An 11,863-nucleotide genomic window follows, 5' to 3' on the forward strand; every position below is an offset into this window, starting at 1 on the left:
TTTGCCCCCGCACTCGCCATGACTAAACACTCAATGATTAGTACTTATGAACAGTAAATTTCTCCTGCTACTCTGTAGTATGTTATTGTGCACATCACTTGCATTCGCACAATCAGTCAAAGTAACAGGTACAGTCACAGACAAAATGGGGGCAGTAATTGGTGCCACTATCATGGTGAAAAACTCATCAAACGGAACTGTCACCGATATAGATGGTCGTTACAGCATCGAAGTTCCTAAAAACGCAACACTACTATTCTCTTTCGTAGGTTACAGCACAGTAGAGAAAGAGGTAGGTAACAACACTGTAATCAATGTTGAACTGTCCGATGACATTCAGGCCATCGACGAGGTAGTGGTCACTGCAATCGGTATCAAGCAGCAAAAGAAGAAGATCGGTTACACAACCCAACAAATCAACAGTGAGGTATTGAATGCCACTCCCAGTCTGAATGTGGGCTCGGCCCTTTCCGGACAAGTAGCCGGTCTGTTGGTAGCCAACCCTACCGGTATTTTCCAGGCACCGAGTTTCAAACTGCGCGGCAACGCACCATTGGTTGTACTGGACGGAGTTCCGGTAGAAACCGACTTTTTCGACATCTCAAGTGAGAATATTGAAAGTGTCAATGTACTAAAAGGTACGGCAGCCTCAGCTTTATACGGTTCACGCGGGAAAAACGGAGCAATTCTGATCACCAGTAAAACGGCCAAAAAAGAAGGCTTGGAAATCAACTTCTCTACCAACAACATGATCACAGCCGGCTTTGCAGTGCTTCCCGAGACACAACATCAATACGGTAGCGGTTCAAATGGTAAATATGAATTCTGGGACGGTGCAGATGGCGGCATTTCGGACGGTGACATGACTTGGGGACCCAAATTAAATGTAGGAACCAAAGTAGCTCAGTGGAACAGCCCGATCAGGGATAAAGTGACTGGAAAAGAGATTCCCTGGTGGGGAGATGTAAAAGGTACTCAGTATGATGACAAATCGCGCTATGAACGTATACCTATCGACTGGGTATCCCATGACAACCTGAAAGACTTTCTGCAAACCGGACTAGTAACCAACAATAATATCTCAATAGCTTATAAAGGAGAAAAAGCACGCTACTTCGTCACCGGACAATATGCTTACCAAAAGGGACAGGTGCCTTCTACTGAAATGCACAGTGGAGGTATCAACTTCAACTCTACCTTTGATCTGGCTAAAAACTTGCAGCTGGATGCCAATCTGGCCTACAACAAAATAGTTGCCCCGAGTTATCCGCGCTACGGATACGGACCTAAAAACCACATGTACACCATCGTTGTATGGATGGGAGACGATGTGAACGGTAAAGAACTCCAAAAACACAAATACGTTCCCGGACAGGAAGGGTATCGGCAGGCAAGTTACAATTATGCATGGTATAATAATCCTTACTTTGCAGCCGAAGAGCTCCAGCAATCCGAAAGTCGGGATGTGGTGAACGGGCAAGTCCGCCTGAATTATCAAATCCTCCCCAATCTGAACATACAGGGACGTGCCGCCTTACGCCAGAAAACAATTCTTCAGGAAATGAAAGTACCCAAAACTTACATGAACTACGGTGACTCCCGGGAAGGTGACTACAAAGTATGGAATGACCGTCAAACTAATGTAGACGCTGATGTACTGGCTACCTACACTCAAGATCTGACTCCGGATATCCTCTTCACCCTGAATGCCGGAACTTCGGTATTCTACCGTAATTACCGTCAGGAATATCAGTCTACCGACGGTTTGATTGTTCCATTCGTATACAGTATCAAAAACACACAAGGTCCTTCCATTACCGATGCCAACCGAAATGAAAAATCAATCCGTAGTATTTATGGATCAATCAACCTTGATCTTTACAAATATGCCTATCTGACGTTGACAGGACGTAATGACTGGTCATCTACTCTGGCAAAAGGCAGTAACTCTTACTTCTATCCTTCTGTCGCACTGAGTACTATGGTATCCGAATACATCAAATTGCCAACATTTATGGACTATCTCAAAATGTATGGTTCATGGGCGGTTGTCTCTACCGACCTGTCTCCCTACCAGATCATGTCCACTTATACAAAAGATTCCAATTACGGTTCAAATCCATCTATTTCCTACCCTTCTTCTCTGGTCAACTACTACATTAAACCTCAGAAAACGACATCCTGGGAAGCCGGATTGTCAACTGCATTCTTCCGTAACCGGTTATCTTTCGACCTGACTTATTATCATACGATCGATGAAAACCAGATTATCGACCTGAATATTTCGAATGCATCAGGTTTCACCAGCCGTAAAGTGAACGGTAACCAATATACCACCAACGGATGGGAAATCATGGCCAATGTACAGGCTATCAAAAATAAAGATTTTCAATGGGATTTCTCCTTGAACTGGAGTAAGAGTGTAAAAAAATTGACGGAAATATATGGCGGACAGAAAAAGTTCGGTGACCTGAAAGTGGGCGACCGTGCCGATGCATTTTACGGTTCACAATGGCAGAAAAGTGCTGATGGAGAATTGATTCTGGATGAAAACGGTATGCCTACTAAAGACGCATATAAACAATATCTGGGACATCTGGATCCGAACTTCCGAATGGGTATGCAAAATACTTTCCGCTACAAAGACTTCACACTGTCTGTCGATCTGGACGGCGCTTATAAAGGAGTAATCTATTCTGTATTGAGCGAAAAGTTATGGTGGGGAGGAAAGCATCCGGAATCAGTGGAGTACAGGGATGCACAATATGCCGTCGGACACCCGATATATGTACCCAATGGGGTAGTCGTAACCGGAGGAGAGCTGAAACGTGACATCGACGGTAATGTAATCTCTGACACACGCACCTACAAACGTAACACGACAGCGGTCGATTGGCAACAATGGTGCCAGAACTATCCTTATCAAGCTTATGTATCTTCGAAAGAAAATGCCAAATTTGCCAATGTATTCGACCGTAGCTACATTAAGCTCCGCCGAGTGGCACTGACTTACAACTTCACCAAACTACTTTCGAAACAAAGCCCCGTGAAAGGACTTACAGCTACAGTGTTTGGCAACAACCTAGCTGTCTGGAAAAAAGTCCCCTTTGTCGATCCGGACTACACCGGAGACAGCAACGACGGAGGTGCCAACGATCCAACCGCACGCTATATCGGCATGGGCGTCAACATAAAATTCTAAACGAATAAGAAACTAATAAGAAATTATAAAATGAAAAAGATAATATTACTCATCGTATCTGTGTGGATGTGCGTTTCCTGTGGAAATCTGGAAGAGATGAACATTGATCCGGACAATGCCACCCAGACCCACCCCAAACTCCTGCTTACCCAAATCTGCATGAATGCTTTTAAAAGAGGGACTGACGGAATGTATGCTACCAAAAAAGTAATTCAAGCCGACGGAGAGAGTGCAGATCAATATTACAAATGGACCCGCGGAAGTTTTGGCTACTATGACAATCTCCGCAATGTACAAAAGATGGGTGAAGAGGCAGAACGTGTAAATGCTCCGGTGTATACGGCACTCACTAAGTTCTTCCGCGCCTACTACTTCTATGAACTGACTCTCCGTTTCGGAGACATCCCCTACAGTCAGGCCTTGAAAGGAGAAAAAGAAGAAATATACACTCCCGAATATGATGCACAAGAGGATGTTTTTGCAGGAATCCTCCAAGAATTGAGAGAAGCAGACGAAATACTGGCAAATGACGCATCTGTCATTGACGGAGACATCATCTATAACGGAAATAGCACCCAGTGGAGGAAACTGATCAACTCTTTTCGTCTGAAAGTGCTGATGACCCTCTCCAATCATACAACAGTCGGGAATATAAATATCGCTTCTGAGTTTAAAAACATTGCGACAAACAGCCCGTTGATGAATAGCCTGGCAGACAATGGACAGTTGGTTTACCTGGATCAGCAGGGCAACCGATATCCTCAATTCAATGCCCAATGGTCCGGCTATTATATGGATGATACATTTATCCAACGTATGCGCGAACGTCGGGACCCACGCCTGTTCATCTTCAGCGCACAGACCAACAAAGGAAAGACTGAAGGAAAACCTATCGACGACTTCAGCTCTTACGAAGGAGGAGACCCTGCCGCCCCTTATAGCGATGCTATTATCAAAGTTAGTGAGGGTACCATATCGCCCATCAACGACCGTTTCCGTACAGATCCGATTGTAGAGCCCACCATGCTGATGGGATATGCCGAACTACAACAAATTCTTGCTGAAGCTGTTGTACGGGGATGGATCAGTGGCAATGCACAAACGTATTACGAGAAAGGTATCCGCGCCTCATTCTCTTTCTACGAAACCCATGCAAAAGATTATGCCGGCTATCTGAACGAGAACGCAGTGGCCCAATATCTGAAAGAACCATTGGTTGACTTCACCCAAGCATCGGGTACTGAAGAGCAGATAGAACGCATTATCATGCAGAAATACCTGGTTACATTCTACCAAGGCAACTGGGATTCCTTTTACGAACAACTACGTACCGGCTACCCGGACTTCCGTCGCCCAGCCGGAACAGAAATCCCCAAACGCTGGATGTATCCGCAAGGAGAATATGATAACAACGGTACTAACGTAGAAACGGCTATTACACGCCAATTCGGTGCAGGAAATGACAAAATAAACCAAGCTACCTGGTGGCAAAAAAAATCATAGAATAAAATATATACTCTTAACCCATATTTATAATGAAAAAGATTATTTTAAGCAGCGTATTATTGCTATCCGGCTTCTTTATCCAAGCGCAACAAGCTCCCGATAAAATCAGCTTTAATTCCAATGGTGAATTTAAGATAGCACAATTTACCGATATGCACTTGGGACATGATCAGGAGAAAGACCGAATAGTGGGAGATATGATCAAAGAAGTACTTGATTCTGAAAAGCCTGACCTCGTGATATTTACAGGAGACAATACTACTATGAATGAAGTCCGGCAAGCTTGGGAAGCCATATCTGCCGAACTGTCGGCCCGCCGGATCCCCTGGACAGCCGTATTGGGAAATCATGATGACGAATATGCCGTAAAGCGTGATGAAATCATTCGTATCATCCGGGAACAACCGTATTGTATGATGAAACAAGTGGCAGAAGGAATAAAAGGAGAAGGTAACCATATTCTCCCTATTTACAGTTCGAAAGACGGAAATAAAACAGCCGCATTGCTTTATTGCCTGGACACAAATGCTTATTCGAAGATAAAAACAGTAAAAGGATATGACTGGATCGGACGATCTCAAATAGACTGGTACTCCCGCGAAAGCCGGAAGTACACAGAACGGAATGAGGGACAACCATTACCTGCATTGACCTTCCTCCATATTCCGCTACCGGAGTACACCCAAGCATGGGAATCGTTCGAAACCAAACGTTACGGAGACCGTAACGAAAAAGAATGCAGTCCCAATATAAACAGCGGTATGTTTGCCAATATGCTGGAATGCGGTGATGTTATGGGTGTTTTTGCCGGACACGACCACGTAAACGATTACATCGCTACTCTCTATAACATCGCTTTAGGATATGGACGAGCTTCGGGCGGAAAAAATACTTACGGAGATAAAACACCAGGCAGTCGTATCATCGTATTGAAAGAAGGTAAACGTGAATTCGATACTTGGCTTCGGGAAAAAGGAAATATGGCAAAACTGAATGTATGTACATATCCCGGCTCTTTTGTAAAAGAGAAATAGAAATCACTTTTATGAGTATTCAAAAAGAAACGGCTATAAAAACTTTTTAGGTGATTTACAGATTATCCCTCCAACCTATAATAAACACTTATCGAATTATAGTTGGAGGGATAAATCTATTTGGTAAAAAGTGAATCGTTACAAAACTCCTTTACTGGACGGCAATTCGAAATGATAGATATCCCTCTTCAACGCCATCTTCAACGCACGGGCCAGCGCTTTGAATATTCCCTCTATCTTGTGATGCTCATTCTGCCCCTCAGCCTTAATATTGAGGTTCATCTTGGCTGCATCACTCAGAGACTTAAAAAAGTGTAAAAACATCTCGGTAGGCATTTCTCCTATCTTTTCACGCTTAAACTCGGCATCCCATACCAACCACGGACGTCCTCCGAAATCCAGGCATACCCTGCAAAGGCAATCATCCATGGGCAAAGCATAACCGTAACGTTCAATTCCTCTTTTACTACCCAGCGCCTGATAGATACACTCACCCAATGCGATAGCCGTATCTTCGATGGTATGATGTTCGTCTACCTCGAGGTCCCCCTTCACCCGGATCGTTAAATCCATACCGGAATGTTTACCAATCTGCTCAAGCATATGGTCAAAGAAACCTAACCCGGTAGAAATGTCACAAGTACCCTTACCATCCAGATTGAGAGCTACTAGGATATCGGTTTCTTTCGTTGTCCTGCGTATTTCTGCTCTCCGCTCTCCTGCAAAAAGGAACTCAGCCACCCGATCCCAATCAGTAGTGGCAAGAGCACAATAAGTTTCCAGTCCCTTTTCTTTCAGCAAATCAATGGATTCCTGAAGGTAAATGGCACGGCAACCTATATTTTTGGCCAATTCTACATCTGTCGGACGATCTCCAATGACAAAGCTGCCCTCCAGATCATATTCCGGATTGGAAATATACTTAGTCAACATTCCTGTACGCGGCTTCCTCGTAGAAGCACAATCTTCGGGCATACTACGATCTATCAGGATATCATCGAACGTAATACCTTCTCCGGCCAGAGTTTTCAACATCAGATTGTGCGCCGGCCAAAAAGTTTCTTCCGGGAAAGAAGAGGTGCCCAAACCATCCTGATTGGTCACCATGACAAACTCAAAATCAAGTTTACTGCGAATAAAGCCCAAATTGCGGAAAACTTTAGGATAGAATTCAAGCTTCTCCAGTGAATCGAGCTGATAGTCGACAGGCGGCTCAATGACAAGCGTGCCATCACGGTCAATAAAAAGTACTTTCTTTTTCATTTTTCCTATTGATATTTTTTCAGTGCTCCAATCAGTTTGGCATTCTCAGCCCGTGTACCTACAGTCACACGAAGGCAGTTGCCACACAATGATATGGAATTTCGATTACGTACAATAATACCCTCTCCCACCAGATAATTATAAATTTTCACAGCATCGGTCACACGTGCCAGAAAGAAGTTGGCATTCGATGGAAATACCTGTAATACCCAAGGCAACTCTACGAAAGCTTCTTCCAGATACCCCCTCTCCTCCTTCAATGTTTTTACCCAGCGTTCTATCTCGTAGTATTTGTGGAGCATTTCTATAGCTTGTTGCTGAGTCAGCTGATTCACATTATACGGATACTTGATTTTATTCAAAACACCGATAATCCCCTCGGAGGCAAAAGCCATCCCCAAACGAATAGCTGCACAACCAAACGCTTTTGAGAAAGTCTGTAAGATAATCAGATTCGGATACTTACCCAACTCTGACAAAAATGAGGGTTCATCGGAAAAATCATTATAAGCCTCGTCCAGAATGACCAATCCTTCGAAATCATTGATCACCTTTATTATCTCAGACCGAAGCAGATCATTTCCCGTCGGATTATTGGGTGAACAAAGGAAAATCATCTTAGTCCGTTCATCCGCAACTGCCAACAACTCATCGGCAGAAAACTGAAAATCATCGTGAAGCAGCACTTTGCGGTATTCCACATCATTGACATCGGCACAAACCTGATACATGCCGTACGTAGGATCGATAGCAACCACATTGTCTCTGCCCGGCTCACAGAAAGCACGAAACACCAAATCAATAGCCTCATCACTGCCATTTCCCAGAAAGATATGGGCAGGAGCTACTTTTTTTATCTTGGACAATTCCAACTTCAGATCCCGTTGCATCGGATCCGGATAGCGATTGTGCGGCAGGTTATACGGGTTTTCGTTAGCATCCAGAAAAACAGATGCTGCCGCCCCACTATATTCATCACGGGCCGAAGAATAGGGTTTTAGTCTCCAGATATTCGGACGGGTTAATTCTTGCAATGTTTTCATTTTCTTATCTCCTCCAATCTAACAGTTACCGCATTTTTATGTGCATCCAGGTGTTCATTGGCAGCCATCACCTCGATAGCCGGGCCAATAGCCGACATTCCACTGGGAAGTATCTCTTGAAAAGTGATCTTACGGATGAAACTGTCCAAGCTCACTCCACTATAGGCTTTGGCATAGCCGTTGGTAGGTAAAGTATGGTTAGTTCCCGAAGCATAATCACCTGCGCTTTCGGGAGAGAAGGCACCCAAAAATACCGAACCGGCATTTACTATCTGTCCGGCTACTTCCATATAGTCCTTCGTCTCAATAATCAGGTGCTCAGGAGCGTAAGCATTGGTAAGTTCCAAAGCTTCCTCCATATCCTTCACCAATATCAACTTACTGCTGGCCAAAGATTTTTCGGCAATATCGCGACGGGTTAGATAGCCTAATTGGCGTTCGACCTCGTAAACGACTTCCGTTTGTAGCTTCTCAGAAGTCGTAACCAGCATCGCCTGGCTATCCACTCCATGTTCCGCCTGAGAAAGAAGATCGGCAGCCACAAACACCGGGTTGGCAGATTCGTCAGCCAGAACCTCTACCTCCGACGGGCCCGCAGGCATATCAATGGCGACATCCCGCAGGCTGACAAGTTGCTTGGCAGCGGTGACATACTGATTGCCGGGACCAAAGATCTTATAAACTTTAGGAATACTCTCTGTCCCGTAAGCCATAGCGGCAATGGCCTGTACTCCGCCTGCCTTGAAGATTTTGCTGACTCCAGCCAGACGAGCGGCAAACAGGATAGCAGGATGTACCTTTCCATTCTTATCAGGCGGTGTACAAAGTACAATCTCTTTACATCCGGCAATCTTAGCAGGTATAGCCAACATAAGCACAGTGGAGAATAGAGGGGCTGTCCCTCCAGGGATATACAATCCGACCTTTTCAATAGCAACAGCTTTTTGCCAGCAAGTAACACCTTCCATCGTGTCCACCTTTTTCCCCTCAAAACGCTGTGCAGAATGAAATGTCTCAATATTACGTTTAGCCAGATAAATAGCTGCCTTCAGTTCGATGGGTACCTCCTTTTCAGCTTCTTCTATTTCCGCAGAAGTAACAGCCAATGAGGTGAGTTCAGCTTTATCAAACACAGCCTCATATTCCATGACCACCCGGTCCCCTCCGGCTCTCACACGGTTAATAATATTGCGTACAGTATCGAAAAGATTTTCTGTCTCAAGCACAGGACGCTTCAAGATCTCATTCCATTGCGACCGGTCCGGATATTTAATCAGTTTCATAATTTTTAATTTAAGAGTTCAACCAACAGATTTTCCTATATAATCATCTTCTCAATAGGCAACACCAAAATACCTTCCGCTCCCAGCGCTTTCAGCTTACCTATGATCTCCCAAAACCGTTTCTCATCGAGCACTGTATGTACAGAGCACCAACCATCTTGTGCCAACGGCATCACAGTAGGACTCTTCATACCCGGTAGCACAGCAATAATATCTTCCAGTTTATCTTTAGGAGCATTCATCAGTACGTACTTTTTATCTTCAGCAGTTTTCACAGCATCCATGCGGAAAAGCAATTCGTCCAATATCTCTTTTTTCTCCTTACTCATATTCTTGTTGCCTATCAGCAAAGCTTCTGATCTCATTACGACCTCCACTTCTTTCAGACGATTGCTGACCAGAGTAGAACCGGAACTGACAATATCGAAAATAGCATCCGCCAATCCGATGCCGGGAGCAACTTCTACAGAACCGGTAATGACATGCACTTCAGCCTTCACCCCGTTACTTTTCATAAAAGCATCTAAAATTCCGGGATAGGAAGTAGCTATCTTCTTTCCGTTAAACCAACTCAAACCGGGATATTCAATGTCTTTGGGCATAGCCAAAGACAAACGGCATTTGCTAAACCCGAGACGCTTAATGATTTCGGCATCTTCCTGCCTCTCTACAAATTCGTTTTCTCCTACTATACCCAGGTCGGCAACTCCTGTAGCTACAGATTGGGGAATATCATCGTCACGGAGAAAAAGTACCTCAACCGGAAAGTTGGACGATTGTACGAGTAAAGTACGTTTGGTTGTGCTCAGTTTGATGTCTGATTCTTCAAGAAGGGCCATCGTTTCTTCAAAAAGACGCCCTTTGGCTTGTACTGCGATTCTTAACATAATTACAATATCTTAATTTACAATTTATAATTCGATATATAGAAAATAAAAAAGGCTCACCTTATCGGTAAGCCTCGTATTCTATCATATATATACACAATACCATCTTGCCCACCGAGTTATTCGATTGAGTAATGATGATGACGATGTGTAATAGTAATGTTCATATCTTTATTGTTTATGCGACAAAAATAAAGTATTAGTTCTGAATCACCAAACAATTATCAGAAATTCTTCTATTTTTCTTTCAAATTAAAGGAAGAATCTCTTCATCTTCTACTTCGCATGACAAAAAATGCATCTCTTCTCTGGCTTTCTCCTTCGGAAAAGTAAAGTAAGTGCAGAGAGCTTCTGTACACAATTCCTCATCTTTATTATAAAGACGTGCCTCAATTATCACAATGTTACGCTTCACTTCTTTAATATGCGCTTTGAGCACTACATGTGAATCATTAGTACTGATCGACTTACGATAACGTGTCTCCATTTTTGATGTCACCCCCGTAGTCTGTAACTTCCGGAGAATAACCCATGCACAGATTTCATCCAAAAGTACGGCCTGGATACCTCCATGTAGCGTATCAATCCATCCCTGGTATTCGGGACGGGGACGCCAGATGCTAATCACTTCATCGTTATCCTCATAAAATTCCATTTTCACACCGGCTTCATTGTTAGGGGCACAACCAAAGCAATTATATCCTTCCATCCCCTTCCACGGGTTAATAATTTTTTTCATACCTTTTTCGTTTTAGAATGCTCAAAGATATAAATCTTTTCGCAAAATGCACCCATCTCACCACCAGAACTTTATCTATAATTCGTTTGTTATACAGATGTTCTATTAAGAAAGGAAAAGTATGAAAACAGTAGTAGACAAAGCCTCTTCAAGGGGTTATTTCAATCATGGTTGGCTGAAAACCCACCATACATTTAGTTTTGCAAACTATTATAACCCGTCAAGAATGCATTTCGGCGTATTGAGGGTACTGAATGATGATAGCGTTGACCCTGAAATGGGATTCGATACACACCCTCACCAGAATATGGAAGTCATTTCTATCCCCCTGAAGGGGTATCTGAGACATGGCGACAGCGTAAAAAACACCCGGACAATCACACCCGGCGATATCCAGGTTATGAGTACGGGGAAAGGTATCTTCCACAGTGAATATAATGGAAGTGACAAAGAGCAATTGGAATTTTTGCAAATATGGGTATTCCCGAGAATTGAAAATACAGAGCCGGAATATAACAACTACGATATTCGTCCTTTACTGAAAAGAAACGAACTTGCTCTAATTATTTCACCGGACGGTAAAGTACCCGCTTCCATTAAGCAAGATGCATGGTTTTCTATGGGAACATTTGACGCAGGAAAGAGTTTCGAATACAAGTTGCATCAGGAAGGTAACGGAGTTTATCTTTTTATCATCGAAGGAGATGTGGAAGTTGCAGGCAACCGATTGTCACGACGTGACGGCATCGGTCTTTGGGATACAAAGAGCTTTAAAGTGGAAATAACCCAAGAAGCGACCTTATTGCTAATGGAAGTACCAATGCGATAAAAATGAGTATTCATTTCGCAAAAGAATAAAAGGCTGCCTCCAATAGTGAAGACAGCCCTTTATTTATTGAGAACACT

The 11,863-nt window shown here is 43.6% G+C and carries 9 protein-coding genes; 4 read left to right on the forward strand and 5 right to left on the reverse strand.

What is annotated here, in order from left to right:
• Positions 1-46 precede the first annotated feature (46 nt).
• The 3 genes from BF9343_RS14480 to BF9343_RS14490 are packed head-to-tail and all read left to right on the forward strand — an operon-like array spanning position 47 to position 5,742.
• Positions 47-3,202 (forward strand): SusC/RagA family TonB-linked outer membrane protein, encoded by a 3,156-nt coding sequence (locus BF9343_RS14480; protein ID WP_010993235.1) that lies wholly within the window; start codon positions 47-49, stop codon positions 3,200-3,202.
• A 30-nt stretch (positions 3,203-3,232) separates the two neighbouring features.
• The gene (locus tag BF9343_RS14485) at positions 3,233-4,705 is read left to right on the forward strand and encodes a SusD/RagB family nutrient-binding outer membrane lipoprotein (protein ID WP_005789122.1); all 1,473 of its coding nucleotides are present in this window, start codon (positions 3,233-3,235) and stop codon (positions 4,703-4,705) included.
• Between the two features lie 32 nt (positions 4,706-4,737).
• Positions 4,738-5,742: a metallophosphoesterase family protein gene (locus tag BF9343_RS14490; protein WP_005789123.1), complete on the forward strand. Its 1,005-nt coding sequence runs from the start codon at positions 4,738-4,740 to the stop codon at positions 5,740-5,742.
• Between the two features lie 138 nt (positions 5,743-5,880).
• Here BF9343_RS14490 and hisB read toward each other — a convergent pair whose 3' ends face one another.
• From hisB to BF9343_RS14515, 5 genes are all read right to left on the reverse strand, one after another.
• The gene (hisB, locus tag BF9343_RS14495; RefSeq protein WP_005789124.1) at positions 5,881-7,005 is read right to left on the reverse strand and encodes a bifunctional histidinol-phosphatase/imidazoleglycerol-phosphate dehydratase HisB; all 1,125 of its coding nucleotides are present in this window, start codon (positions 7,003-7,005) and stop codon (positions 5,881-5,883) included.
• A 5-nt stretch (positions 7,006-7,010) separates the two neighbouring features.
• Positions 7,011-8,048 (reverse strand): histidinol-phosphate transaminase, encoded by a 1,038-nt coding sequence (gene hisC / locus BF9343_RS14500; RefSeq protein ID WP_010993236.1) that lies wholly within the window; start codon positions 8,046-8,048, stop codon positions 7,011-7,013.
• Positions 8,045-9,331 (reverse strand): histidinol dehydrogenase, encoded by a 1,287-nt coding sequence (gene hisD, locus BF9343_RS14505; RefSeq protein ID WP_010993237.1) that lies wholly within the window; start codon positions 9,329-9,331, stop codon positions 8,045-8,047. The genes hisC and hisD overlap by 4 nt, the downstream gene beginning before the upstream one ends.
• 35 nt (positions 9,332-9,366) lie before the next feature.
• A complete protein-coding gene (gene hisG, locus BF9343_RS14510) occupies positions 9,367-10,218 on the reverse strand; it encodes an ATP phosphoribosyltransferase (protein ID WP_005789131.1) in 852 nt (283 codons plus the stop codon).
• A gap of 247 nt (positions 10,219-10,465) precedes the next feature.
• Positions 10,466-10,957, reverse strand: a complete 492-nt coding sequence (locus BF9343_RS14515; RefSeq protein WP_005798782.1) for a PaaI family thioesterase — start codon at positions 10,955-10,957, stop codon at positions 10,466-10,468.
• 121 nt (positions 10,958-11,078) lie between these two features.
• Here BF9343_RS14515 and BF9343_RS14520 point away from each other — a divergent pair, with 121 nt between their 5' ends.
• Positions 11,079-11,786 carry a pirin family protein gene (locus BF9343_RS14520; protein ID WP_005789136.1) on the forward strand — a complete coding sequence of 236 codons (708 nt, stop codon included), beginning with the start codon at positions 11,079-11,081 and terminating at the stop codon, positions 11,784-11,786.
• The last annotated feature ends 77 nt before the right edge of the window (positions 11,787-11,863 follow it).

This window comes from Bacteroides fragilis NCTC 9343, from assembly GCF_000025985.1.
In the GTDB taxonomy this organism is placed as follows: Bacteria; Bacteroidota; Bacteroidia; order Bacteroidales; family Bacteroidaceae; genus Bacteroides; species Bacteroides fragilis.

What these genes read in the sequence shown, in the direction of transcription:
- BF9343_RS14520 (WP_005789136.1), top strand. Translation starts at nt 11,079, where the DNA reads ATGAAAACAGTAGTAGACAAAGCCTCTTCAAGGGGTTATTTCAATCAT.
- hisC (WP_010993236.1), bottom strand. Translation starts at nt 8,048, where the DNA reads ATGAAAACATTGCAAGAATTAACCCGTCCGAATATCTGGAGACTAAAA.
- BF9343_RS14485 (WP_005789122.1), top strand. Translation starts at nt 3,233, where the DNA reads ATGAAAAAGATAATATTACTCATCGTATCTGTGTGGATGTGCGTTTCC.
- hisD (WP_010993237.1), bottom strand. Translation starts at nt 9,331, where the DNA reads ATGAAACTGATTAAATATCCGGACCGGTCGCAATGGAATGAGATCTTG.
- BF9343_RS14480 (WP_010993235.1), top strand. Translation starts at nt 47, where the DNA reads ATGAACAGTAAATTTCTCCTGCTACTCTGTAGTATGTTATTGTGCACA.
- BF9343_RS14515 (WP_005798782.1), bottom strand. Translation starts at nt 10,957, where the DNA reads ATGAAAAAAATTATTAACCCGTGGAAGGGGATGGAAGGATATAATTGC.
- hisG (WP_005789131.1), bottom strand. Translation starts at nt 10,218, where the DNA reads ATGTTAAGAATCGCAGTACAAGCCAAAGGGCGTCTTTTTGAAGAAACG.
- hisB (WP_005789124.1), bottom strand. Translation starts at nt 7,005, where the DNA reads ATGAAAAAGAAAGTACTTTTTATTGACCGTGATGGCACGCTTGTCATT.
- BF9343_RS14490 (WP_005789123.1), top strand. Translation starts at nt 4,738, where the DNA reads ATGAAAAAGATTATTTTAAGCAGCGTATTATTGCTATCCGGCTTCTTT.